Here is a 24,046-nt window from a genome sequence, read left to right as displayed (position 1 = left end):
GGGTGGTAGTTATTCTCACCCGACCGGGATGGTCCGGTACTACGTCTATCGGCCCATGACAAGCCTGATTTGTGCTGGTGATTGCTGGGCGTCCTGGAGCTGTATTCCCAGTAGTTTCTCCTTAAACAAAGCTCTGTCGATGGCCAGCGTAATCGAATGGATGCCTTGCGGAAGATCGGTGAGTACGCCTTGCTCTGTCAGTTTAAGCGGTTTCTGGCCCACCCAGGCGGTTAGCCCTGCGGTTGAATTGATGGCTAGCGCTACGTTGCCTTTGCTGATTGCTTCGATGTCAAACCGGACAAAGCTGTACCGTTTCGTCGGACTTACGTCAACGATTGGTAATTGGTCAACCGGCAGCTCGCCCGATACGTTGCTGTAGATGGGCTGGACGTCTATTTTGCTGTTATCCCTGACAACGTATCCCATGCCCGCTTCACTAATTTTCCGGCTCAGTTCCTTACTGGGCAAAACGGTAGTCCAGCGTCGGACGAAGCGGGCTGTAGGCACCCGAAACGCTCCTGACTCACCAATTTTCGACAGAAACCCGACCAGATTAATAAACTCTTCTTTTTCCAAACCCGCCGTTAAGCCGGAAGGCATAAGTGAGCCGGGCGTTTTTTCAATCGTACTGATCTGACTCTTGGGGATGGATATTTCTAAGCCGCTCACGTCCCTTACCACAACTTCCGACGTTCCATTGCTGACCAGATACACCATCATCTCGCTTCCGTCTTTTTTTTGGATACGCTGGAGTTCGTAGCCTTCTTTAATGGACTGAGTCGGATAGAGAATAGATCGGATAATCGTCTCGACCGGTGAACTGGTGCCGAGACTACTCAAATCAGGTCCGATACGTCCCCCGGCTCCGCCTATCGCATGACACGTAGAGCACAACAATGAACTTCTCCGAAAGATAGCTTCGCCCCGAACAGGATCTGCTGACTCTTTTACAGCATTGGCCAGCATCGTAATATCCTGACTGCTAAGTTCCTGCGGCATACGCTCGGCTGGAAGCGTCCCACCCGAGGCTTCCAGCGCCTGTTTTAGCCGCACTACGTCCTCAGCTTTTTGCCGGTTGCCGGGTAATTGTCGCTGAAGTAATTGCCGGCCTTCTTTAGCAAAATGCTCCGGAATCTTTTTGGCTGTTAACGCGTCGGCCAAGGGCTGTATGCCTTTCTTATCGGCAAAAAACGCCTGAAAAAGTTCAGAGGCATCGGTCTGTTGGGGTAACGTTCGCAATTGATCTACGCCGATACGGGCTGCTTCGGGCGCATCCAGCGAAACCAACTGAGCCGTTGCTAGCAGCCGTAGGTCAGGGGTGTTTTTGGGTCCGGTTAAGTCAATCAACCGTTTGCGAGCATTGTCGGTACCCATCGCAGCTAGTGCCCCTAATCCTGCTTTTTTAACCGATTTATCGCCCTGCTGAATAAGTCCGGTCAGGCGGTCGTTCAGATTCTCCAGTCGCCATAATCCGATCAAACGTATGGCATTGGTGGTAACGGCTTCGTCAGCACTACTGAGAAAACCACCGATACGGGTCAGGTTCTGATCGGGTTTTATCGTTCGCTGACGGGCCGCTTCGGCTAACGCTTCCAGACGGCCAGCTGTGTGTTTATCCTGCCGGGTATTGCCCAGAACCGTCATATCGAACAAGGCGTTCAAATCGGCAACGCTGCCCCATTTGGCAATTGACGTCAGTATGTCCTTCTGATACTCATCTGGCACCTGGCCTTTTTGATAGAGTTGCATCAGTTGCGTAATAGCTTCTGGATTGTTCACTGATTTTAGCGCAAAGGCCGTTTTTCGGGAATCACCCAGAAAATTGGGGTCGGTTTTCAGTCGGCTTACCCAGCGCGGTTCCAGTTCACGGACGGTTTGCCAAAGGGCGAAATCCAGAAATTCGTCCATCGGATAATCTAATACTGCCAGCGCCGTACGGGCAGCCTCCGCCGACTGTACTTTACGTAGCGCAATAACGGCCTCAAGGCGTACGCGCGGGTGAGGGTCCAGCACCGCCTTCGACAGCAGTGTCGGTAGGTTGCTTATTTTGTCGTGCCATAACTCAAAAGCACGTAGCGCAGCCGACCGGGCATTTGGATTTTCTGCTTTTAATAAACTCAGTAGCAGCGGTTCATTCACTACGTTGAGCGTTTGATACGTCCAGAGCGCTTCCAGCTGAAGGTGTTCGTACTCAGGATCTTTCCGGTCTAAACCGTTGACCCATTGTTGCAGGGAAGGTATAACGTCTTTCGCGCCCCGTTGCTTCAATACCTGTTTAGCCTGCAAACGGGTCCAGTCTTCCGGAGCACGTAACGCGTCCAGCAGCGTCTGAATCGTCGCTTTTTCCAGTTGTGGTCTTTTGACCAGAGGCCGATTCTTAGCCGTGATACGCCAGATTCGTCCGTGTTGCTGATCCCGGCGCGGGTCGTGGAAATCGACTTCGCCGTGCTGAATAATAGGGTTATACCAATCCGCTACGTAGATGGCTCCGTCGGGGCCAACGGAAATATCGACCGGGCGAAACGCTACGTGGTCTGTCCACATTAAATCCTCCATCTGCTTGGACGCATAGCCGCTGCCCTGTTCTTCGAGCCTGAATCGGTTAATGCGATTAGCCCGAAAATCGTTGGTAATCAGACTTCCCTGCCAGGATTCGGGCAGATGGCGTCCCGAAATAACGTCCAGTCCGCTGTGCTTCGGTTGGCCAGGATTTAGTCCTCGCAAAATTCGGTCGGCACCGGGCGCGGTCAGGAACGTAGCGCCCGGAAACGCATAATTGATGCCTTCAAACCCCGCTCCATCGGTCAGAAACGTTTGGCCCCAGCGGGTGAACTGAAGACCCCAGGGATTAACCAAACCTCGGGCATAAATATTCAGATCAAGATTTTCGGGACGTAGTTGCCACACGCCCCCGCCTTCCAGCCGTTTAACGCCAGACGGCGTTTCGACGTGACTATAGATGTAGATCGATTGGTTGAAATACAGCGTTCCTTCCGGCCCCCAACGGAACGTGTGGATCAGATGGTGCGTATCGGCGGTACCAAACCCGCTTAGAATTCGGCGTTTTTTATCCGCTTTTCCATCGCCATCGGTGTCGGCGAAATGCAGAATTTCGGTTGAGTTGGCTACGTAAACACCGCCATCACCCGGTAAAATTCCGGTGGGCGTCAGCAAGCCTTCGGCAAAAACAGTTGATTTGTCGGCCTTCCCGTCACCGTTGGTGTCCTCCAGGACAAAAATCTTATCATTTGCCTGCTCGCCCGTTTTCAGGTGCGGGTAAGCCGTGCTGCTCACCACCCACAATCGGCCTTCGGCGTCCCAGTTCATTTGTATGGGCTTTGCCACCAGCGGTTCTGCCGCAAACAGAGTCACCTCAAACCCATCCGCCAGACGAAATGATTCGAGTTCCTTTTGAACATCCGGGTCGGGCACGTCGGCGTTTTTGTCCTGATTCACCAGTGCGGTTGTCAGAATAATAACCGGGATGAGTAAGGTTTTACGCAAAAATGATAAAGGTCGTACGAAATTGATCCGTTGCATAATCGCTGTTTTACTTGAGCTGAGTAAGGTGATACGTTGCCGATTTAGGCTGATTAAGTGCGGCAATTTGTCCTTCCAGCCACGTAATGATGAAACTTTGCTCCTCCAGTCCTTTTTTATGGCGGCCCTGTTCGTAGGATCGGAAGCCGATGATATAAGTCTGATTCAGTGGGCGATACTGAAAGAAAAAAAGTTCGTTTTTCTTCTGAATCAATTGCCGCATTTCTGCGGAGTGCGTAAACGCTGGTCCTTGTCGGATGTTTACGCCCTCGCCCCACTGGTTTGCCGAAGCCGTAATGACTTCGTCGTCATCGACGGTTAGCGAATAAAATCCTTTTTTCAATCCTTTAATCATCAGTTTCCGCCCGTTATCAACAAGTATGGATTTCCCATCCTGCTCTGGTGAGGGTAGAGGCAGATACGGTTCGTTGATCACAAAATGGATGTCAGTATTTGCTTTATCGACGGGCAACAGATTGGCCGGAACTGTTGACTCAACGGCATTTTTCGCTACGTCGATGGTGATGTCGCCATTACGTGGAGCAAGTCCCAGCGCCTTTTCAAGCGTGGTGGCCAGGTAATAATACCCCGTCTCGTTGAGGTGAATACCGTTTTCGGTGATAACTGCTCGCTTGCTCACGTCCAGAATCGGCTTGAACACATCAACGTACCGTTTCTTTCGTTCGGAAGCCGTCTGAGCAATCGCCGACGCGTAGGTTTCCAGCATGGCATTCCGTTGCGTTACGTTGTCAGACGGGGGGAGGAGCACTGGAACCGGAGAGATCAGAATGGTTTTGGCGCCCAGTTGATCAATCTTATCCAACAACTGGTTCAGCCCTCGTTTAAAATGAGCCAGACCCGATTCGCCCTCCTGCGCTTCGATGCCGCCATACCCCAAAAACACGACGGTTGGTTTGGCGTTGGTGATTTGCTGAATGAGCAGCTCATATGGCGTAGGTGGGTTTGTTACATAGCTCCGGGCCTCCCCAAATACGTTATCGCCCGACCAGCCGATATTTCGGTATGTTACGTTCCGGTCAGGCCAGCGCGTGGTCAGAGCCAATTCCAGATAACCGTATTGCAGATCGTTCTCGAAGAGAGAATTTCCCAGAAACAACACCCGATCCCCATTTTTCAATTCAAAGGGCGCATTCGGGTTTTCGGTAACGCTCTGAGCAACGGCATATTCACTAAAGAGATAACTAAACAGGAATAGAATAAAAGCAAGCGTGGTTAATCCTCGCATCGTCAGCATGCATTTTCGGTTTAGGTAAGCCAGTTTACGAATTAGTGTCCGTTGCTTATCCAGTTTACAAAAGGCAGTTTCTCGCTTGTTTTACCCAATTCCTGGCACGTACGTTACGTTGTCGCAACGGCTTCCAACTCAATATTCAAACCGTAGTGGAGTGTTCCTACGGGTACTACAGATCGGGCGGGGCGATGCTCGCCAAAAAATTGCGTATAAACCTGATTAACCGTACCCCAGTCAGTAATATCGGAGATGAATACAGTCACTTTCAATACGTTCTCGCGTTTGCTGCCCGACGCTTTTAAAATGGCATCGAGATTGGCTAAAATCTGTACCGTCTGTTCCGCAATCGTTGAATCGGTCAATTTTTGTCCATCCGGTGTAATGGGCAAAATGCCCGATACAAAAACCAGCCCATTATGAACGACGGCCTGCGAATAATGTCCGCCCGGTACGGGTGCGTCAGGTGTGTAGGTGAAGGTCATATTCGTTTTATCGTGTTTATTTTAATGCTAGGTTTGGTTTTGTTCGGTTTCAAAAAAAAGTAGATCATTCGCACTCGTTGGGATTGAGATCTTGACGTCACCAAGGCAGTCAGTCCTATCCGGGGTTTGAGCGAAACCTACGCAAAAACTGTCAGTCCTAAAAACAAAGAATGCCACAACGTATTGTCATGGCATTCTTTAACAAAGGCAGTAAGCCGTATTGCGTTCTCTTGTTCAGACAATCGCGTCGATCAGAGCCGTCACGATGGAGACAACAAAGCTGAACAATAGCGCTGCAATAAATCCACTGACGTGGAAATTCGGAATCAGATACGAGGTCAGATATACCATCAGTACGTTGAGTACCAGCAAAAACAGACCAAGGGTGATAATGGTGATCGGAATTGTCAGTACGGTTAGAATTGGCTTGATAAAGGCGTTCAGAAAACCCAGAACAATCGCGATAATCAGATACGTACCGGGTCCGCCTGACACGGACACACCGGGAATAAAATATGTAGCAACCCAGACGGCTACGGCGCTAATCAGAATACGGATAATCAGTCCCATGAAGAAAGTTTGTGTTTGGTGAGAACATTGCGCAAACACCTTCGTGGTGCCCGTCAACGTTCATCAAACCGCAAACCCGAATCTATTGTTTTTGATGACGGGACTGTAATACGGCTACGATGTCGTCTAAATCCATTCTTTTTTGTTCCAACAGCACCAAAAAATGGAATAGCAGATCAGCCGCTTCGCCCTTAAACAGATCATCATTGTCATCTTTTGCTTCGATGACCAGTTCAACAGCTTCTTCACCAACCTTCTGCGCGATCTTGTTGACGCCCCGGTTAAACAGCGTTGTCGTATATGATTTTTCGGATGGATTGACTCGCCGGTCGTGAATAATATCCTGTAGATAGTTCAGAAACTGCCCTTTCCCCCGATTGACTTCATCGAAACACGTATCGGCACCGGTATGACAAACGGGCCCGGCCGGATTGGTTTTGATCAGCAACGTATCACCATCGCAATCGACCATGATTTCCCGGACGTGCAGGAAGTTATTGGACGTTTCGCCTTTGGTCCAAAGCCGCTGTTTGCTGCGGCTAAAGAACGTAACGATATTCTCGGCGACCGTTTTGTCGTATGCTTCACGGTTCATGTAGCCCAGCATCAGGACTTTACCGGTTTCGGCATCCTGAATGACAGCGGGAATAAGCCCGTCGGGGGATTTATCGAAATGAATTGTCATTAAAAATACTACGAATAGGCTGCCACTTCCTGCAGGATTGTATTTTTGACCATCGCCCACGAAACATCGTCAACTAATAAAATAGGCGTTTCCGTTTGTTCGGCGTCGTCAAAATACGTCAGGCTTTTTAGCAGCATGAATAAATTATTGGTTTGAAACTTTGCCTTATACCAATTGCAAAGTTGAGCAAAACTATAATGACGTAATAGAAAGAAAATATCGTAGAAGTCTTTTTGGGCGCCACGGTTCGTAATTGCCGATAGCTTCATCGCTGAAATATCGGCTCGCGACAACATGCGGACCCCATCAATAACAGCAATTGGCTCCAATAATGGGTAGCGATACGTAACAAAGTCAATCTTTACGCCGTTCAACTGGCCACGAAGACCTATTTTATTTTCGCTGTCGGTTTGCCAGAGACCAATATCAGACAGTTCTGCCTTAGCCAGTTCTTTATCAAAGGGATCAATTGTAAAAAAATCAAGATATATCGATAAGCGGTGACCGAATTGTAGAGCCAGGGCCGTACCTCCCACCAAGTTGAACGATTCAAATGATTCAATTGCCAAAATTGATCTTAGAATACCCAGGGTGCTGGGTTCGAGGACTTCAGGGTGTAGCATCGAAACTGCTCTTTGGGTACATGAAGATAATTACTACAAAATGACAACGTAGTGTTATCTAACCAACGGGCCTGTAAAGCTGCTTCTTTAATCGTTTCCAATCCATAAAATCGCTTGATTTCCTGCCAGTCTTCAAACGTACCCCGTTCGAGGACCCGCTCAATTACGAAGCGATAATTTTTCTTCCATTGAATCCTTGAGTAATCTACATCCCAAAACAGTGACGGGCGTAGACTAGGTATGTCGGTTTCATTCATAGGTTGCAGGATTAAAATGGATTGGAGCGCATTACGCCCGAATCGTCTGCACAAACTCGTGGATGCTCTCGGGCGACGTACCATTTTCGTCCAAATGCCGGATAAATGCACTCCCAACAATGGCTCCATTGGCGTATTGACTGGCGGTATCAAACGTTTCGTGATCATTAATACCAAACCCAATCAGTCGTGGATTTTGTAGGTTCATCGCCTGAATCCGCTCGAAGTACGTTTGCATCGATTCACTGATGCCCTTTGTCGACCCCGTAATACTAGCTGACGATACCATGTAAATAAACCCGTCGGATTCGTCGTCAATAAGCCGGATGCGACTTTCTGACGTTTGAGGGGTAATCAGGTGGACATTTAGAATACCGTATTCACGAAACGTCTCAGCATACTCGTCAAGAAATAAATCCAGCGGGAGGTCGGGCAGAATAACACCGTCTACACCAACTTCCTGACACTTTTTGCAGAAATTTTCTACGCCAAACTGCAGTACTGGATTGATATAGCCCATTAGCAGAATGGGCACGCTAATTTCTTCGCGACAATCAGCCAACTGAACAAACAGCGTTTTTAACGACATGCCATTGTCCAGGGCTTTCCCATTACTTTTCTGGATGGTTTCGCCATCGGCAACAGGATCGGAATAAGGCATACCAATTTCCACTAAATCGACGCCAGCCGCCTGTAAACCACGTAGGATTGTCAGCGTGTCATCGAGGTGGGGAAATCCGGCTGTAAAATAGACATTCAGTAACCGCTCGCTTTTTTGCGCGAACAGGTCGGTGATGCGGTTTTGGGTTAGGGTCATAAAGGTATCCACGGGCTTCAGACCGTGATTTGTTCAGTGATGATCACGGGCTGAAGCCCGTGGATACGTTACAAATGCTTTGAATACGTATTTAAATCTTTATCGCCACGCCCAGACAGACAAACCACCACGATATCGCTGGGTTTGAGGTTCATTTTCTCAAGAGCTGCCAGTGCGTGAGCCGATTCCAGCGCTGGAATAATGCCTTCCAGTTTGCTGAGTTGGAAACCAGCCTGCAACGCTTCATCATCCGTAATGGCGTAGAAATCACCCCGGCCCGATTCGAACAAATGGGCATGAAGTGGGCCGATACCTGGATAATCCAGACCTGCCGAAATCGAATAAGGCTCCGTAACCTGACCATCTTCTGTTTGCATCAGAATCGTACGACTTCCATGCAACACCCCCGGTTTTCCTAGCGCAGTCGTTGCGGCAGAATAACCCGACGTAACACCCTGTCCAGCTGCTTCGGCCGCTACCAGACGTACTGAGGGTTCATTCAGGTAGTGATAAAACATACCGGCAGCATTACTGCCGCCACCTACACAAGCCACTACGTAATCAGGATTCTCGCGGCCGACTTTGGCAAAAAGCTGTTTTCGGGTTTCCTGGGAAATAACCGACTGAAATCGAGCCACCATATCCGGGTAGGGGTGTGGGCCAACGACTGAGCCGATGATGTAATGCGTATCGACGGGATTGTTGATCCAGTGGCGCATGGCTTCATTCGTCGCATCTTTCAGCGTCTGACTACCCGACGTAGCTGGAACGACCGTAGCACCGAGCATCCGCATCCGATCCACGTTGGGCTTCTGCCGTTCCATATCGATGCTGCCCATGTAAACAATGCATTCCAGCCCCATCAGCGCGCAGACGGTTGCCGTCGCGACACCATGTTGACCGGCTCCGGTTTCGGCAACGATCCGTTTTTTACCAAGGCGTTGCGCCACCAGAATCTGACCAATCGTATTGTTGACTTTGTGCGCTCCTGTATGACAGAGGTCTTCGCGTTTGAGGTAAACCGTCGCGCCAATTTTCTCGGACAATCGTTTCGCCAGAAACAAGGGTGTTGGTCGGCCAACGTAATCTTCCAATAACTGCCAGAACTCGGCCTGAAACGCCGGATCGGCAATGATCTTCAGGTAATTCTGACGTAGTTCTTCGACGTTTGGATAAAGCATTTCAGGAATGAAGGCTCCACCAAAGTGGCCATAAAATCCTTTATCGGTAACCTCAAAAGAGGTTTGGGGTTCGAGCGTGGTTTGCATAAAAATCAGTGCTTAACCAATTGTAATCCTAAGGCGGTTAAATGATCGAAGTCGTTGTCGGTGGTGTGTAATTCCATATCCAGATATAAGGCGGTTGCTGCAATCCAAATGTCGTTTTTGCCCATGTTCCGGGCGGAAGATTTTAGCGGAATATCTTTCAATTTCCCCTGACTAAATGCGTCAACTTGAGAATATAGCCGCGTAACGGGTAGCGTAATGTCCGCAATTGGATATGTGGCAAATAGATGCTTCATCCTATTGACCTTTTGCACACCCCAATCAGATTTAAGCGCGAATGCCTCAAGTTCACCTACGACAATGATAGGGATTACCAGCCGGTTTGAAGCGGTTAAATTCTTGCGTACTACGTTGATTAGAAGGTTGGTGTCAAATATCATTTACGATTCTTCTCCTCTTCTAAAACCTCGTCCATTCGACGATTTTCTTCATCGGTAAATTCGATTCCAAAGTGAAACGGCTCTTTTGGCGAAACAGCATCTAAAAATCGCTCTACTCCCCAGCGTTTAATGTCTTCGGGTTTATACACATTCGATCCTCGTTCCTTGATGGTCGGAATGTGCTCTAATTCCTGTTCGTTCGTCGTTTCCATTAGCGTTGTCGTTTAGTGATTAACAAGATCGTCTCTGGAATGATTGCCTTACACCGTTTCTTCTTCCTCTACTGGCCGAACGCGATCAATCAACTCCTTCACTTTCGCTACGTCTTTCACGCCCGGTTCGATTTCGACCTGACTATTGACATCGACGCCGTAGAGCTTCATTCCTTTTAGCGCGGCTAACTGATCGAGATTGTCTAAACCAATGCCGCCACTGATGAAAAAGGGCTTTTCACCATCGTATCGCTTTAAAATACTCCAGTCAAACGTAATGCCGTTGCCGCCAGGTTGATCGCCTTTAGCGTCGAAAAGGAAGAAATCGCACTGGGCTTTGTAGTTGTTGAGCATCGAAAAGTTGAACGACTCATCGACCCGAAAGGCTTTGATGATGTTAATGCCCCGGTTCCGCAAGCTCCGGCAATATTCCGGTGTCTCGTTACCATGTAACTGAACGTACTGAAAATCGTATTTCTTAACCGACCGCAGAATGTAATCCGGACTGGCATTCACGAACACGCCTACTTTCCGAATACTCCGGGGTAACGCTTTTACGGCTTCTTCATCTAAGTCTTCGCCGACAAAACGGGGTGACTGATCGTAGAAAATAAACCCAATGAAATCGGGATTCAGCGCAGCTATCTCTTTCAGGTTGTCGGCGTCGCGTAGACCGCATACTTTAATTTTCATAGACTAAAGCGAGTTTATAAAGGTGGGCATGCGTGAAGTAAAATCAGTGACTAAGGTTTGTAAAGCTGCGGCAGGATCGGTCGTTTTCATAAACGCTTCACCAATTAAAAATCCATCAAAACCGGCGCGGAACAAGGTTTGCATCATTTCGGCATCGTGCAATCCGCTTTCAGTAATCTTGGCAAACGTATCAGGAATGCGTTCTACCAGACGTAGCGACGTATCGATAGAGGTAGTGAATGTCTTAAGATTGCGATTGTTTACGCCCACTAAATCAACGTCTACGTTCAGGCTCCGATCCAGCTCTTCTTCATCGTGCACTTCGAGCAGCACCTGTAAACTCAAATCGTGGGCCTGGAGACTCAGTTCTGCTATCTCTTCGGGCGTCAGGCAGGCAGCTATGAGTAACACGAGATCGGCGCCCCAAGCTTTGGCTTCGAGAAGTTGGTATTGATCGACAATGAAATCTTTGCGCAGAATTGGCGTAGTAGGATTAGCTAACCGGGCGGCTTGCAGATCGGCGGGAGTTCCACCAAAAAACGGCTCGTCCGTCAGAACAGAGAGAACCGCTGCTCCCGCTTTTACGTAGCCCTGTGTGGTTTCTGCTACGTCGGCTTGCGTATTGATAATGCCTTTAGACGGTGATTTACGCTTGAATTCGGCAATAATACCCGTTGAACGTAAGTCCTGAATGGCGTCGCGTGCCGATAAGGTCATTCGCTTAAAGTCAGGCATTTGTTCGAGCACTGACGCTGGCGTTTCGGCTTTACGCTGTTCTACTTCAATTCGCTTCTGAGCAATGATTTGGTCGAGTATGGTCATTTTATGTATCGCGGTCGGACGGACGCTTCCGCTTCAGTCCGTTAAGCCGTAAGGCTAATGGTTATAACTACATAAGTAGCCTCACGGCTATGCGGACTAAAGTCCGCGTTACTCAATCAACTTCTTAAAACACGCCAACGCTCGGCCACTTTCCAGCGACTCTCGGGCCAGCGCAACCGCTTCTTCATTGGTTTTTGCTTTCTCGGCGGCTAACAGCGCCATAGCCGAGTTTGCTAAAACAGCTTGTTTCTGGGCGGAGGTTGCTTCATCGTTCAATACGTTCAGAAAAATCTGGGCTGATTCATCTAACGTATGGCCACCCGCCAGCGACTCCGGTGTCAGTGTATCGAAACCTAGATGCTCCGGCATAAGCACCTGTTCGGTTTGATTACTAACAATTTTGAAAGCACCCGTCAACGAAATTTCGTCATAACCATCCAGTGCATGCAGAATCATAAACCGTTTGTCAGTCTGCTGATAAAGGTACGCATATAATCGCGCCAATTCAAGGTTAAAGACCCCAACAAGCTGTTTTTGAGGCCTTGCGGGGTTAATCATCGGCCCCAGTACATTGAAAAATGTCTTTACGCCCAAATCCTTCCGAATCGGTGCTACGTTCTTCATCGCCGGGTGAAACAGAGGGGCATGCAGGAAGCAAATCCCTGCTGTTTCCATCTTACGCTGCAGCTCACCTACGTCATTCGTGAACGTATACCCAAGCCGTTCCATGACGGTGGAGGAACCTACGAGCGACGATACACCGTGATTTCCGTGTTTGGCAACCCGCTGCCCCGCGCCAGCTACCACGAATGACGACAGCGTGGAGATGTTGAACGTGTCTTTTCCGTCGCCACCGGTCCCGCAAAGGTCCATCGGATCATAAGCTGCTAAATCGACGGGTAAGCACAATTCGAGCATGGCATCGCGGAAGCCTTCCAGTTCTTCCAAACGCAGGCTACGCATCATGTAAACCGTTAAAAACGAGGCAATTTGTGCCGAATTATACTCACCCCGCCCAATGCCTAACAGCACTTCCCGCGCCTGCTCTTTGGTAAGTGACTTATACTCAAAAAGGTGGTTTAAAATCTCTTTCACCTGTTAGTTTTTTAACCAGTTTTCAATCATTTTCACCCCATTCTCCGTCAGTACGGATTCTGGATGGAATTGTAGCCCTTTTACATCAAAGCGGGTGTGTGATAATCCCATGACACGGCCCTGCTCGTCAACTGCCGTGATACATAGTTCGTCGGGCATCGAATCGGGAACGACGGTCCAGGAATGATAACGGCCCACGGTGAGCTGATCCGGAATGTCTGTAAAAAGCTTCTCCGAAGGGTCGGTAATGGTCGCTCGATGGGCAATACCATGCAGTACGTCGCCGAGATTTTCCAATCGTGCACCGTAGACTTCACCGATTCCCTGATGGCCAAGGCAAATACCCAGAATGCTTTTGGTCGAGCCATACTCACGGACTAAATCCTGCATGATGCCTGCTTCAGACGGAATGCCCGGTCCCGGCGAAAGCATGATTTTGTCGTATTGGCCGACTTCTTCCAATGCAATTTTGTCATTACGGATTACGTCAGGCCGAGTGCCTAACTCGCGCAGAATATACACGAGGTTGTAGGTGAACGAATCGTAATTATCTAAGACTAAAAGTTTCATAAAAAGGGGAGTAGTGGGAGGAAGGACGAAAGGGAGAAGGTGTTATAGGTACCTGTTTGTAACGATCCTTCCTCTCTTCCTTTCTCCATTTAAATTATTTTCGCTTGTTCGATGGCGGTACGTAGCGCAGCTAGTTTGTTGTGAACTTCCTGCAATTCGCTTTCAACGACTGACTTAGCTACAATACCGGCTCCGGCCTGATAATAAAGCGTGTTGTCTTTACTCATAAACGTCCGGATCATGATGGCGTGATTAAACTCACCGTCGAAACCCATGTAGCCAATACTTCCCGAATAAAAACTTCGGCTCAGGTTTTCGTAACGGTCAATCAGTTGCATGGCCATGTGCTTGGGCGCTCCTGAAAGGGTTCCGGCCGGGAAAGTTTCGGCGACAATCTGCAGCGGATCAGCGTCTGCGGTCAGATCGCCCACAACTTTCGAGACGAGGTGAATAACGTGCGAATAATATTGTACTTCCTTAAATGTCTCAACGTTCACTACGTTGCAGTTCCGGCTAAGGTCATTACGGGCCAGATCGACTAGCATTACGTGTTCCGCCGATTCTTTCGGATCGTTATATAGTTTTTGAGCCAGTTCGGCATCGTGTACATCGTCGCCCGTGCGTCGGAACGTACCCGCAATGGGATAGATGGTTGCCTGACGATTTTTGATGACAATCTGCGATTCAGGCGAGGAGCCAAACAGTTTATAATTGCCGTAGTCGAAGTAGAACAGATAAGGAGAAGGATTCAGGGAACGTAACGCGCGATAAACGTTAAATTCGTCACCCGAAAACGGCGTCGAGAACCGACGGGATAAGACAATCTGGAACACGTCGCCCCGCTGGCAGTGATCTTTCCCTTTCTGTATAACCCCACGAAATTCGTCGTCTGTGAAGTTCGATGTTTCGGGGCCAGCCGGGCTGAAGGAGTAGGTTGGGTAATTACGGCTTGTGATCAGATCGCTGATGTAATCGAGCGTACTCTCAGCTTCGGCCTCACCATCACGCAAATAGCTGTGTTCGAAAAGGTAAAGCTCGTCTTTGAAATGATTGATTGCCAGTACGTAGCGATACACGGTAAAGACAGCTGCCGGAATCTGGTTCTCGGTTGGTATCGGCGCATGAAGCGTAATATCCTCGAAACCCTGCACAGATTGGAAGCCGAAATAGCCAAACAGCCCGTTTGTGATAAAGGGAAAGGGTGGCTTTTGGTGCTGAAAACTGTCTTTGAACTGCTGAAGAGCATCCAGCATACTTTGCACCGGTACTTCATTCGTTTGCTCACTTTCACCTGGCATTTTCACCGTCAGTCGGCCGGTATCGTAGGAAAACCGTGCGACCGGATCAAAGGCGATGTACGAAAAACTATTATCATTGCCGTGATAATCGGAGCTTTCGAGCAAAATGCTGTTCAGAAAACGGTCTCGGATGCGCAGGTAAATGCTTACTGGCGTAATGATGTCGGCCAGCATCCGTTTGTGGCGGCTGACAACGCGGTAAGTAGCTTTTAAATCGGTAATCATGAACTGTTAGATAAGTTAGAGTTGACGGAAAAAAATAAGGCTCACCGAGATGACGGTGAGCCTTAGTATATATGTTGGTAAACAACAATAGCGGCAACCCTCATCCCAACGTAGGAGAGTGCCACCACCAGATCATGTTGTTAACCGTACTAGTCATGAGTTTCTTTTACTAAGCTTTCTTTGGTCGGGGTGGCGGGATTCGAATCGCACCGGCGACCCGGCCACGACCTCTACGTCCCGAACGTAGCACGCTACCAGGCTGCGCTACACCCCGCGTTGGGAGCACAAATATAAAGTGTTTGTTTTATTTTGGTGAATTCCCGGTTATTTTTTTCTGGATAAAATCCACTAACGTATCAGGAGCTTCCCATGGAATTAAATGTCCAATGCCTTCGACCGTATCGAACGTAGCATTCTTGAGATAAGGAAGTACTAATCGAGTCTGTACGTCAGGAGGAAGTGCGTGATCTTCTGTACCCGCTAGAATATGGACCGGAACGACAACGGATGTCATGCGATCGGAAATATTTTCCTTACTACCTGCTAATAACCAGGCATCCCAGGCCTGTTTTGATGTTCGTAAATCGTCCTGAATGATCTGTTCCTGAATCCGTTTAGAGACATGAGCTGCGGTTATATTTTTGAGCGTCTGTTCGGCGGACGAGCGTTGACCGTGGCCCTGCAATAACTTCTGCCGCTCATCGTCAGGTATAGGTTCCGGAACGGGCGGAGAAGGTGATACCAGTATCAACGAATTCAGGCCGTCGGGTTGACCGTGATTGAGCGTGCCAGCCGCCAGCGCCAGTGCAACTTTGCCACTCATCGAATGCCCGATCAAGACAAATTGCTGAATATGCAGTTCGCGTAGCAAGGCTGCTACGTCGTCGGCCATATCGTCTACGGAATAGCCAGTTTCCGGGGCTTCTGAATCACCACAGCCTCGTAAGTCAATGGCGAGACATCGGTACTGATCCGACAGGTGGTCTATAACCGCCTGCCATTCGAGCGAGGACCCACCGAAATAATGCAGAAAAACAAGGGCTATATCGCCACGTCCCCGTTCCAGCACATTAAGTTCGATTCCGTTTGCCGTGTACTTCATCAGACCTGAACTTTTAATTGAGCCGGTCGATCACTTAGTTCGAATATTTCAGCGTGGGGAACAACGGTAATCTGACCGAATTCCTTCAACAAGCTTTTGTAGGTTTCCGCAACTGGACGGGGTTTCCGATTGAGATCATACAATCCGCATTCGTTCACGTGATTGTTCAGCTCACCCAGTTGCGTATCCCAGTCAAGCTGATCGATCAGACTGTACCAGGTAAATCCCATCACCGGCACCCCATCCCGACGCATCCGCAAAATGCTGATCCACTGCTTATTCATCCAGATGGGTGCCTGATCGGCCTCAAAGACGTTCGTCTCCGTGTGCATCACCGGCATCCGGTACCGCTGATAATAGTCCTTGGTAATTTCGTACCAGCCCAGCACGTCCATCGATATTTGAATGGTGCCATCCGCCAGGCGAATCCGCTCGTTCCGACCATAATAGTCGTTTCCCATGATCTGATAGCCAGGCGGTTTCCCCATCATAAACCAGTCAAATTCCTGACGGGTCATGCCATTATCCAGCAAATACATACCAACGGTGGCGCAGGGAGGCTTAGCATACAAAAGATCGAGGGACAGGAAACGCAACTCGTTTTCCATAGTTACCTCTGGCGAGGGCACTGCATAAAGCTCATGCGTATACTCGGCACTTTCACTCTGTACAATCACGCAGTCGTTTCGGTATTTGGCAATCTGCTGATTACCCATAATGCTGGCAGCCGCGCAGTGCTTAAGCGCCGTAACGAACCCTTTGTCGCTCTTGAGTTGCTCATTCCAGACGCCTTCTTTTGCACTCAACCGAGCCGTTACGTAAATCTCGTTGACGGGCGTATAAAATCGTACCCACGGATAGCGCTGGGCAACGGCACCGGCATATTCCGAAAAGTGAATGGGCAGTTCCGGGTTCTGAAAATCGCCAACCCAGTCGGGTACACCGAAATGCATCAAATCCAGAATGGGCGTAATTTTCAGCCGTTTGATTTCAGCCATCGCTTCATCCGCAAAACTCCAGTCGAATTTTCCGGGTGCCTGATGAATGCTGTAGTAGGGGAGTCCGTAACGGAGTACATTCAAGCCCAGTTCTTTAACCAGTCCTAAATCTTCCTTGAAGCGGTCGTAGTGTCCGCACTCCCGTAGCAGATCACGACGAATTTTTCCCTTCTGGATCGTCGGGTAAGAGCATTCAATGCCCGTCGCGAACATGAAATTACTGGGTGAGTTCGTCGGCAGTCCGCTGCCATCGTGGCCCCCGGCTCCACCAAACTGGTCGCCGTCGTAATTGCCATCGCCGAACTTCTTCTTTATGAGATCTAAAAAGCCTTTTTGTGCCATACATGTGAAGCGGGAGGAAACCCGCAAGCGATTATTAGAGCGGGTTTCCTCCGCACGGCGGATCGTCCGCCTTACTTGTGCTGTTCTAAAAAACGATCGGCGGTACGTAGCGCAAGCGCCATGATTGTCAGGGCTGGATTTACGCTTAGTGCACTCGGGAACGTTGAATTATCACTGATATATAAGTTTGGAATGTCAAACGATTGTCCATCGGGGTTCACAACGGCGGTATCTGGATTAACACCCATGCGACAGGTGCCAATGACGTGCGCATTACGCGGAAACGCCCAGACATTTTTCGCGCCCGCAGCGGCCCAGATGTCACGCATGATTTTGTTAGCGTGTGCAGTCATTCGCTTTTCGTTTTCACCGTTCGTGAAATAGATACGTGGTTTAGGTAAACCCCGGATGTCTTTTTCGTCGGACAATTCGAGATAATTGTGGGCGTAAGGCAAACAGTCGCCGAGAATGTTGATGCCTGCTACGTGGTTGTAAGCCCGCGCAGCCTGCTTCAACTCCTCGCCCCACAGTCCTCGTCCCCGTGCCATCTGCGTCATATACGTAAGCGGCATAACCCCAATGGACTGAAGCAGATACCCACCCGCGAAATCTGCATTGGCCGGGCGGTGCGTATCTTCCGAAATGATCGCGCCAGGAATTCCTTTATAGGGACGAACGTCCTCGTCGAATTCACCCCAGATCTGCAATCCCGGATGCGCCATTACGTTCCGACCGACCTGACCGCTGCTGTTTCCCAGACCATTTAAAAGCAGCAAACGAGCCGTTTCGACGGTTCCGGCGCAGAGAAAGACGTAGCGGCACCGCTGCCGTTTTTCCTCTCCGTTCTGGATATAAACGACTTCACTGATTTTGCCGGATGAATCCTTGATTAACTGGGTAACGAAACTCTCCGAACGTATTTCGGCGCCAAAATGCACCGCCAGCGGGATATACGTGACGTCCATACTGGCTTTAGCGCCGATGTTGCAACCTGCCTGGCAGAAACCCCGATTCGCGCAGGCTGGTCGATGTCCGACACCTTCCTGATAATACCCCGCCGACAAAGCCGCATTGGCTGCTGGAGACGTCTTGATACCTAACTCTTTACAGCCGCGTTCCATCAGTTGTCCCGCTCCGTTAACGGGTAGTGGCCCGAGCGCGTATTTCTGTTTGCGAGCTGGTCCCCAAGGGTATGGTGACGGTCCGGAAATTCCCAGAAACTGCTCGATTTCGTTATAATAGGGCTCGATTTGATCGAACCCCAAAGGCCAGTCTTCACCAACGCCAAAATCGGTACGTAACTGAAAGTCGTCAGGCTGAGCGCGGGGCGTGTACGCGGTATAGTGAAGCGTGGAACCACCAACCCCTGTTCCGGAATTGTTGCTTCCAAACGGGAGCGGATCATTGCCAGCGCTTAGCCGCTCATCGGTCCAGAAAAGTTTTTCCTGTTCTTTTTCGTCCGTAGCGAAATCGGTGATCGGATTCCAGTGTTTGCCCGCTTCTAAGGCAACGACTTTCAGGCCTGCCCGCGCCAGTCGCGCCAGCAAAGGGGCACCGCCTGCCCCCGTGCCAATCACGATGGCATCAACGATTTCTGTAGTTGAGTAAGTTTGCATAGGTTTGCATGGGGCAGAGGGGGTGGGGCAGGGGGTATAAGAAGTGCGAGCTTTTTAGCTAACACCCTATGTCCTATTCCCCTTGCCCTATGCTCTTCGGTTCACGATCTTCTAACTGGTTCAGGCCGATACGTTGCCAGGTTGGTACATCAGCCATACCGACGTAGCCAATGTCTTCCTGCGCCAACGGATGACTGTAGTAAGTTGAAACAGCTTCAGCCAGCAACTCTTCGAAGAAACGATCAGCAGCAAGTTCCTGCCACGTATCGCCAGGTGCTTGCCTGGTCTGAACAGCTTTTAAAATAAAGTCTTGTTGTTCAGCCGAAATGTTTTGAAATGGCTGCTGAAACAGTAATTGCGCGCTTTCGTCAATACCTTTCAGACCAAGTTTATAGGCATCTCCGTCGGCAGGCATTACGTCATATCGCCACCCATCTGATTTGTTCTCCGTCAGACGCTTGTCAATACCTCCGGTAATGTCGATACGTTCAGATTGGTTATTTTGAGGAATCAAACGGTCGCAGACAGCCTGGAGCAGACTGAACTCTTCGGTCGAGAAAAACACTGGCTGATCAGATGACGCCTTGAGCCGTTCAGTTAATGCCTGACGCGTAGGTTTCGTAACCTGATCCGTTTCGAGTAAAGCGCGGACGGTACCGGCGGGATAGTGGTAATTCATACAGTTGATTCGTAAAACAGTTTTTTGTCATGCTGACGCAGGAAGCATCTTCGGTAGCTACAATTGTTTGCCACACCAGAAGATGCTTCCTGCGTCAGCATGACAAAAAATAAAAAATTATCCTAGTTTCCCTCCTGTCACCTCAACGATGCTGCCGGTCATGAAACTGCCATCGCTGGAAGCCAGCAGTACGTAGGCGGGTGCCAGTTCTTCAGGTTGGCCGGGTCGGGCCAGCGCGACTTCGTGACCGAAATTTTTCACTTCATCTTCGGGCATGGTGGCGGGAATATTTGGTGTCCAGACCGGGCCGGGTGCTACGCAATTGACGCGGATGTTTCGTTCACCCAACTGAATCGCTAATGATTTTGTAAAGGCATGAATCGCGCCTTTTGTCGCGGTATAATCCACCAGGATTGGGTTCCCAACGATGCCGACAATACTGCCTGTGTTGACAATAGCATCACCCGCCTGAAAATGGGGCAGGGCAGCCTGTGCCATGAAAAAATAAGCAATGATGTTCGTGTCGAAGGAGCGCCGAAGTTGCTCTTCGGTAATGTCTTCCAACTTTTCCTGCGCCATTTGAAAAGCGGCATTATTCACCAGAATATTCAGTTTTCCGTATTCATCGACTGTTTTCTTCACCGCGTCTTTACAGTTAGCCGAACTGCGCACGTCGGTCTGAATCACCAGACACGTACCGCCTTTCGACTCGACGAGCCGTTTGGTTTCGTTCGCATCGCCGGTATTTTCGTTATAAACAATAGCCACTTTCGCGCCTTCCATCGCAAAGGCAATCGCAACGGCCCGACCAATACCTGAATCGGCACCGGTGATGATGGCAACTTTGCCTTTTAATTTACCTGATGGCTTGTAGTTCGACAGATCGCTATCGGGAGCGGGGTCCATATCCGACTGGCGAGCCGGGTAGGGGAGTTGCTGACCGGAGATCTCTTCAGCTTTTGGGCGAAATTCAGTTTGACTCATAAGGGTGTTGAGTAAAATAAGGTGCCGGTTTCATCTCGTTTATGAACAGGCTGCATCGTCAATGCTAACCCGAGGTTCACTGCTTTTGTTAGACCTGAAAAACAAAAAGAGTCGCCTATATTTCAGGCGACTCAAAAGTATCCCGGGTTTTAACCCGTTTGAGATTTAGCTGAAAAACGGGTTAAAACCCGGGATACCTGTACTACATCTCAAGTAAACGAACCTTGACACTTTGATTTTCCTTTAGCTCGAACGACGATTGGTCGAAATCCGGCGGTCCCATGAGCATCGCTACGTTCGAGAAGCCGAAGGGCTCACTAGGCATCTGTCCTGTAAAATCCATTTTTTGATTGTCGTTCAAATCCTGATAAACACGTACTGCATACTTACCCGGTGCTAATCCGTCGAATGTCAGCGTAATTTCGCCTGAGGGCGTTACGTCAACGGATTTTTTCTGCGGAGTGTCTCCCATAAAATTAGCCTGACTGGTTGCCAGTCCAACATACAGTTTTCCACTCCGTTTATTTACGTTCGAGATCGTGACACTCAGCGAAAGCGATCCTGTGGCTGAAGCCGACGAAACCGTTGTTGTTTGTTGGGCAAGACATGGTTTAGACGTATTCGCGATAAGCAAAGTGAGGGTAATGATCGTAGTGATAAGCGTTTTCATCGTGTGTATCGATTTGGTTGTGTTTTCGTTCGACAGCACAAACATACAGGTACCGAACCAGCCTCTGCAAGCTAGAGGGATAATCTGCATGATTTAGGGACAAATTGTACGTTTGGGGAGAAAAACAACCGTTTCGGGACGTTTGGGAGCAGGTATTATTTATCGGCGGACTTCAGCCCGTCTATGGAATAGCCTGACAGACGGGCTGAAGCCCGCCGATACGAGGAAATATTATTCCAGGTTTAGCGTCAGATTGCCGCTTTTCGTGTATCGGATTTCTTCTTCGGCCAGCATCTGCTTCACCGTCCGGGCGAGAGCGTCGGCATCGGTTTGTGCAAAATAATGAGCGAGCTGCTTTGGCGATACGCCGGGGCCGTTAGCGAGTGCAACATAGTCGTGTACCTGTTTCCGTACAGCCGACGATACGTTCTCCGCCTGCTTCTTTTTTTTGAGGCAGTTGTCACAGATTCCACAGGCTTCCCCTGGTTTTTCGCCAAAGTAAGCTTGCAGCAGGCGGGTGCGGCACTGCGTCGGGTGCTCAGTGTAGATGGTAGCGGCCTGTACTTTACGTAACGCCAGTTCCTTACGCCGATTTAACTCCGCTACGTTGATGGGCAGCGAAGGCGCGTCGTAGCGGGGCGTTAAAAACGTGAGCTGCGGTTTATCTTTCTGCTTTTCGTAGATGACGACGTTCCGTTCGTGCAGTTGCTGAAGCAGATTCTCGATTTCGGGCTGATTCATCAGAAACGTCCGCGCCAGTGTCGATTCGGAAATGGTCAGGAAGTCGGTGAACAGTTCGCCCCCGTAGATACGTAGCAACAATTTCAGAAACGAATCGAAGCGTGGATTCATCACCTGGAACTCATATAATTGCCGATTATCCAGCACAATAGCCAGCCGCGAGGGATGAAAATAGTTTTCGTTTAGCTGGATGAAGCCTTCCAGTTGCAGCTGTTTCAGGGCGTAATGCGTTTCCTGCGGAGGCAGATTGAACGTGTTCGTAAACACACCCATATCGAAATCGTAACTGTTGAATTCTCCGCCACCCACGGGCACCGCCATGTAATTCGCCAGCGCCTGATAAACCCGACGTAGCATCTCAACCGGCTGGTAAAGCTGCTCGGTGCGATAGCGCAAACTTTCCAGATCGTTGGGCGTGTATAGCATGACAGCATACGCTTTCTGACCATCGCGCCCGCCCCGTCCGGCTTCCTGATAATAGGCTTCGAGCGAATCGGGTACATCCAGATGAACGACTACGCGCACATCGGGTTTGTCGATACCCATACCAAAGGCGTTGGTGGCAACCATCACGCGGGTTCGGTCCTGAATCCAGGCGTCCTGTTTGTCGGTACGTTGCTGCGTGGTTAGCCCGGCGTGGTAAAAATCGGCCGAAATGCCCTGCCGAACAAGCCACTGAGCGACCTGCTGCGTTTGCCGACGACTCCGAACGTAAATGATGGCACAACCCGGTACATTTTGCAGGACACGTAATAGCCTGGCTTCCTTGTGTTCTTCCAGTACTGCCGAATACGACAGATTGGGTCGGGCGAACGTTTGCCGGAATATCTGGGGATCACGTAGTGCCAGCTTATCCACAATATCCGTCTGGACATCGGGCGTGGCCGAAGCCGTCAGCGCTATAATCGGCGTATCGGGAGTAAGTTGCCGAAACTCCGCGATTTGCAGATAAGGTGGCCGGAAATCGTAGCCCCAGGCTGAGATACAGTGGGCTTCATCGACCGCCAGCAGGCAAACCGTCATTTGCTTGACACGTTCAATGACAATTTCAGTACGTAGTCGTTCGGGCGATACGTAGAGAAACTTGGTGTTGCCGTAGATACAGTTGTCGAGCGTGGAATCGATTTCCCGATAGTGCATGCCTGAATAAATGGCGGCTGCCGGAATACCCCGTTTCCTCAACTGCTCCACCTGATCTTTCATCAGCGCAATGAGGGGAGTTACCACAATACAGACGCCCTTCATGGCCAGCGTCGGTACCTGAAAACAGATGGATTTCCCGCCACCCGTTGGCATCAGCACGAGCGCATCCTGACGAGCCAGCACAGCGTTGACCACATCCTCCTGCATGGGTCGGAAGGTGGTGTAGCCCCAGAATTGCTGTAAAATCTGCCGGATCGTCAAGGTAATCAGTCGTTAGTCAGTAGCCAATGGAAATCTTCGCCTTTGTTCGCTAACGGCAACGGCGTGTCTGCCCATCAACTGTTCCACAAATTTACGACGAGGAAAAGACAAATCGGAAGCTTATCGGTTTTGCGTTTATAGTGTACTCAACCATTAATACGAACAGTTATGATTCAAAAAGTTATTAAATCTGACGAAGAGTGGCGGAAAATTCTAACGCCGGACCAATACCGGGTAACGCGTGAAAAAGGTACTGAACGAGCCTTTACGGGCGAATACTGTGAAGCCCATGATCCCGGAATTTATGCCTGCGTTTGCTGTGGTACGGAGTTATTCGAGTCAACAAACAAATTTGAATCAGGAACCGGCTGGCCGAGCTTCACCGAACCCATTGAGGAAGAGCGCGTTCGCTTGGAGAAAGATTACAGCTACGGCATGTACCGAATTGAGGTGCTCTGCAATATCTGTGATGCTCACCTGGGTCATGTTTTCAACGATGGCCCTGCGCCGAATGGGCTACGTTATTGCCTGAATTCCGTTGCGCTGGTGCTGAAGCGAACCGTAGATTCTAAGTAATTTTTTATAAGAAATTTCGGGCAAGCGGACAGTTTGTAGATACGTAGCGACAAGGATTGCTTCGGTTCTATCAACTAGTCCGCTTGTTTGCGCTATTTTTAGGCAACAGAGGTTTCGAAGGCTGGGT

General features: G+C 49.6%; 24 protein-coding genes and 1 tRNA gene. 1 reads left to right on the top strand and 24 read right to left on the bottom strand.

What is annotated here, in order from left to right; translation table 11 throughout:
- Positions 1 to 45: 45 nt before the first annotated feature.
- The 24 genes from IC230_RS04660 to IC230_RS04545 form a co-directional block, all read right to left on the bottom strand.
- Entirely contained in the window at positions 46 to 3,540 is a 3,495-nt protein-coding gene (locus IC230_RS04660; protein ID WP_191037783.1) for a PVC-type heme-binding CxxCH protein, read from the bottom strand.
- 10 nt (positions 3,541 to 3,550) lie between these two features.
- Positions 3,551 to 4,795 carry a GDSL-type esterase/lipase family protein gene (locus tag IC230_RS04655; RefSeq protein WP_191037782.1) on the bottom strand — a complete coding sequence of 415 codons (1,245 nt, stop codon included), beginning with the start codon at positions 4,793 to 4,795 and terminating at the stop codon, positions 3,551 to 3,553.
- Positions 4,796 to 4,899: 104 nt separating this feature from the next.
- Positions 4,900 to 5,274, bottom strand: a complete 375-nt coding sequence (locus IC230_RS04650) for a RidA family protein (RefSeq protein WP_191037781.1) — start codon at positions 5,272 to 5,274, stop codon at positions 4,900 to 4,902.
- 234 nt (positions 5,275 to 5,508) lie between these two features.
- Positions 5,509 to 5,844 (bottom strand): phage holin family protein, encoded by a 336-nt coding sequence (locus IC230_RS04645; RefSeq protein WP_191037780.1) that lies wholly within the window; start codon positions 5,842 to 5,844, stop codon positions 5,509 to 5,511.
- Positions 5,845 to 5,926: 82 nt separating this feature from the next.
- Complete coding sequence (gene hisIE / locus IC230_RS04640; protein ID WP_191037779.1) at positions 5,927 to 6,529, bottom strand: bifunctional phosphoribosyl-AMP cyclohydrolase/phosphoribosyl-ATP diphosphatase HisIE; 603 nt, start codon at positions 6,527 to 6,529, stop codon at positions 5,927 to 5,929.
- 8 nt (positions 6,530 to 6,537) lie between these two features.
- Positions 6,538 to 7,098, bottom strand: coding sequence for a nucleotidyl transferase AbiEii/AbiGii toxin family protein (locus IC230_RS04635; protein WP_191037778.1), 561 nt, complete (start codon positions 7,096 to 7,098; stop codon positions 6,538 to 6,540).
- Positions 7,099 to 7,106: 8 nt separating this feature from the next.
- Positions 7,107 to 7,409: a DUF6922 domain-containing protein gene (locus IC230_RS04630; protein ID WP_191037777.1), complete on the bottom strand. Its 303-nt coding sequence runs from the start codon at positions 7,407 to 7,409 to the stop codon at positions 7,107 to 7,109.
- Positions 7,410 to 7,440: 31 nt separating this feature from the next.
- A complete protein-coding gene (gene trpA / locus IC230_RS04625; RefSeq protein WP_191037776.1) occupies positions 7,441 to 8,226 on the bottom strand; it encodes a tryptophan synthase subunit alpha in 786 nt (261 codons plus the stop codon).
- A gap of 68 nt (positions 8,227 to 8,294) precedes the next feature.
- A complete protein-coding gene (gene trpB, locus IC230_RS04620) occupies positions 8,295 to 9,494 on the bottom strand; it encodes a tryptophan synthase subunit beta (RefSeq protein ID WP_191037775.1) in 1,200 nt (399 codons plus the stop codon).
- A gap of 5 nt (positions 9,495 to 9,499) precedes the next feature.
- Positions 9,500 to 9,892 carry a PIN domain-containing protein gene (locus IC230_RS04615; RefSeq protein WP_191037774.1) on the bottom strand — a complete coding sequence of 131 codons (393 nt, stop codon included), beginning with the start codon at positions 9,890 to 9,892 and terminating at the stop codon, positions 9,500 to 9,502.
- On the bottom strand, positions 9,889 to 10,104 hold the full coding sequence (locus tag IC230_RS04610; protein ID WP_191037773.1) for a hypothetical protein: 216 nt from the start codon (positions 10,102 to 10,104) through the stop codon (positions 9,889 to 9,891). Before IC230_RS04610 ends, IC230_RS04615 begins: the two co-directional genes overlap by 4 nt.
- A gap of 48 nt (positions 10,105 to 10,152) precedes the next feature.
- On the bottom strand, positions 10,153 to 10,797 hold the full coding sequence (locus tag IC230_RS04605; protein ID WP_191037772.1) for a phosphoribosylanthranilate isomerase: 645 nt from the start codon (positions 10,795 to 10,797) through the stop codon (positions 10,153 to 10,155).
- A gap of 3 nt (positions 10,798 to 10,800) precedes the next feature.
- Complete coding sequence (gene trpC / locus IC230_RS04600) at positions 10,801 to 11,619, bottom strand: indole-3-glycerol phosphate synthase TrpC (protein ID WP_191037771.1); 819 nt, start codon at positions 11,617 to 11,619, stop codon at positions 10,801 to 10,803.
- Between the two features lie 108 nt (positions 11,620 to 11,727).
- Complete coding sequence (gene trpD / locus IC230_RS04595; RefSeq protein ID WP_191037770.1) at positions 11,728 to 12,714, bottom strand: anthranilate phosphoribosyltransferase; 987 nt, start codon at positions 12,712 to 12,714, stop codon at positions 11,728 to 11,730.
- Positions 12,715 to 12,717: 3 nt separating this feature from the next.
- On the bottom strand, positions 12,718 to 13,284 hold the full coding sequence (locus tag IC230_RS04590; protein WP_191037769.1) for an anthranilate synthase component II: 567 nt from the start codon (positions 13,282 to 13,284) through the stop codon (positions 12,718 to 12,720).
- Positions 13,285 to 13,373: 89 nt separating this feature from the next.
- Positions 13,374 to 14,807, bottom strand: a complete 1,434-nt coding sequence (locus IC230_RS04585; protein WP_191037768.1) for an anthranilate synthase component I family protein — start codon at positions 14,805 to 14,807, stop codon at positions 13,374 to 13,376.
- Between the two features lie 181 nt (positions 14,808 to 14,988).
- Positions 14,989 to 15,081, bottom strand: a tRNA-Pro gene (locus tag IC230_RS04580).
- Between the two features lie 30 nt (positions 15,082 to 15,111).
- On the bottom strand, positions 15,112 to 15,909 hold the full coding sequence (locus IC230_RS04575) for an alpha/beta fold hydrolase (RefSeq protein ID WP_191037767.1): 798 nt from the start codon (positions 15,907 to 15,909) through the stop codon (positions 15,112 to 15,114).
- Positions 15,909 to 17,249, bottom strand: coding sequence for a family 1 glycosylhydrolase (locus IC230_RS04570; RefSeq protein ID WP_191037766.1), 1,341 nt, complete (start codon positions 17,247 to 17,249; stop codon positions 15,909 to 15,911). The genes IC230_RS04575 and IC230_RS04570 overlap by 1 nt, the downstream gene beginning before the upstream one ends.
- 71 nt (positions 17,250 to 17,320) lie before the next feature.
- A complete protein-coding gene (locus IC230_RS04565; RefSeq protein WP_191037765.1) occupies positions 17,321 to 18,865 on the bottom strand; it encodes a GMC family oxidoreductase in 1,545 nt (514 codons plus the stop codon).
- A 73-nt stretch (positions 18,866 to 18,938) separates the two neighbouring features.
- A complete protein-coding gene (locus IC230_RS04560) occupies positions 18,939 to 19,544 on the bottom strand; it encodes a gluconate 2-dehydrogenase subunit 3 family protein (protein ID WP_191037764.1) in 606 nt (201 codons plus the stop codon).
- 117 nt (positions 19,545 to 19,661) lie between these two features.
- Positions 19,662 to 20,528: an SDR family oxidoreductase gene (locus tag IC230_RS04555; protein ID WP_191037763.1), complete on the bottom strand. Its 867-nt coding sequence runs from the start codon at positions 20,526 to 20,528 to the stop codon at positions 19,662 to 19,664.
- 202 nt (positions 20,529 to 20,730) lie between these two features.
- Complete coding sequence (locus tag IC230_RS04550) at positions 20,731 to 21,198, bottom strand: DUF2141 domain-containing protein (protein WP_191037762.1); 468 nt, start codon at positions 21,196 to 21,198, stop codon at positions 20,731 to 20,733.
- Positions 21,199 to 21,429: 231 nt separating this feature from the next.
- On the bottom strand, positions 21,430 to 23,343 hold the full coding sequence (locus tag IC230_RS04545; protein ID WP_191037761.1) for a RecQ family ATP-dependent DNA helicase: 1,914 nt from the start codon (positions 23,341 to 23,343) through the stop codon (positions 21,430 to 21,432).
- Between the two features lie 168 nt (positions 23,344 to 23,511).
- On the opposite strand from IC230_RS04545, the gene msrB reads away from it, so the two are divergent.
- Entirely contained in the window at positions 23,512 to 23,919 is a 408-nt protein-coding gene (gene msrB / locus IC230_RS04540) for a peptide-methionine (R)-S-oxide reductase MsrB (protein WP_191037760.1), read from the top strand.
- Positions 23,920 to 24,046: the final 127 nt, after the last annotated feature.

It is taken from the genome of Spirosoma validum (assembly GCF_014699035.1).
In the GTDB taxonomy this organism is placed as follows: domain Bacteria; phylum Bacteroidota; class Bacteroidia; order Cytophagales; family Spirosomataceae; genus Spirosoma; species Spirosoma validum.
The sequence above is the reverse complement of the archived record's forward strand: the minus strand, read 5'-3'. Positions and strand labels throughout refer to the sequence as shown.

Coding starts and splice junctions, on each gene's coding strand:
- IC230_RS04660 (WP_191037783.1), bottom strand. CDS start 3,540: ATGCAACGGATCAATTTCGTACGACCTTTATCATTTTTGCGTAAAACC.
- IC230_RS04655 (WP_191037782.1), bottom strand. CDS start 4,795: ATGCTGACGATGCGAGGATTAACCACGCTTGCTTTTATTCTATTCCTG.
- IC230_RS04650 (WP_191037781.1), bottom strand. CDS start 5,274: ATGACCTTCACCTACACACCTGACGCACCCGTACCGGGCGGACATTAT.
- IC230_RS04645 (WP_191037780.1), bottom strand. CDS start 5,844: ATGGGACTGATTATCCGTATTCTGATTAGCGCCGTAGCCGTCTGGGTT.
- hisIE (WP_191037779.1), bottom strand. CDS start 6,529: ATGACAATTCATTTCGATAAATCCCCCGACGGGCTTATTCCCGCTGTC.
- IC230_RS04630 (WP_191037777.1), bottom strand. CDS start 7,409: ATGAATGAAACCGACATACCTAGTCTACGCCCGTCACTGTTTTGGGAT.
- trpA (WP_191037776.1), bottom strand. CDS start 8,226: ATGACCCTAACCCAAAACCGCATCACCGACCTGTTCGCGCAAAAAAGC.
- trpB (WP_191037775.1), bottom strand. CDS start 9,494: ATGCAAACCACGCTCGAACCCCAAACCTCTTTTGAGGTTACCGATAAA.
- IC230_RS04615 (WP_191037774.1), bottom strand. CDS start 9,892: ATGATATTTGACACCAACCTTCTAATCAACGTAGTACGCAAGAATTTA.
- IC230_RS04610 (WP_191037773.1), bottom strand. CDS start 10,104: ATGGAAACGACGAACGAACAGGAATTAGAGCACATTCCGACCATCAAG.
- IC230_RS04605 (WP_191037772.1), bottom strand. CDS start 10,797: ATGAAAATTAAAGTATGCGGTCTACGCGACGCCGACAACCTGAAAGAG.
- trpC (WP_191037771.1), bottom strand. CDS start 11,619: ATGACCATACTCGACCAAATCATTGCTCAGAAGCGAATTGAAGTAGAA.
- IC230_RS04590 (WP_191037769.1), bottom strand. CDS start 13,284: ATGAAACTTTTAGTCTTAGATAATTACGATTCGTTCACCTACAACCTC.
- IC230_RS04585 (WP_191037768.1), bottom strand. CDS start 14,807: ATGATTACCGATTTAAAAGCTACTTACCGCGTTGTCAGCCGCCACAAA.
- IC230_RS04575 (WP_191037767.1), bottom strand. CDS start 15,909: ATGAAGTACACGGCAAACGGAATCGAACTTAATGTGCTGGAACGGGGA.
- IC230_RS04570 (WP_191037766.1), bottom strand. CDS start 17,249: ATGGCACAAAAAGGCTTTTTAGATCTCATAAAGAAGAAGTTCGGCGAT.
- IC230_RS04565 (WP_191037765.1), bottom strand. CDS start 18,865: ATGCAAACTTACTCAACTACAGAAATCGTTGATGCCATCGTGATTGGC.
- IC230_RS04560 (WP_191037764.1), bottom strand. CDS start 19,544: ATGAATTACCACTATCCCGCCGGTACCGTCCGCGCTTTACTCGAAACG.
- IC230_RS04555 (WP_191037763.1), bottom strand. CDS start 20,528: ATGAGTCAAACTGAATTTCGCCCAAAAGCTGAAGAGATCTCCGGTCAG.
- IC230_RS04550 (WP_191037762.1), bottom strand. CDS start 21,198: ATGAAAACGCTTATCACTACGATCATTACCCTCACTTTGCTTATCGCG.
- msrB (WP_191037760.1), top strand. CDS start 23,512: ATGATTCAAAAAGTTATTAAATCTGACGAAGAGTGGCGGAAAATTCTA.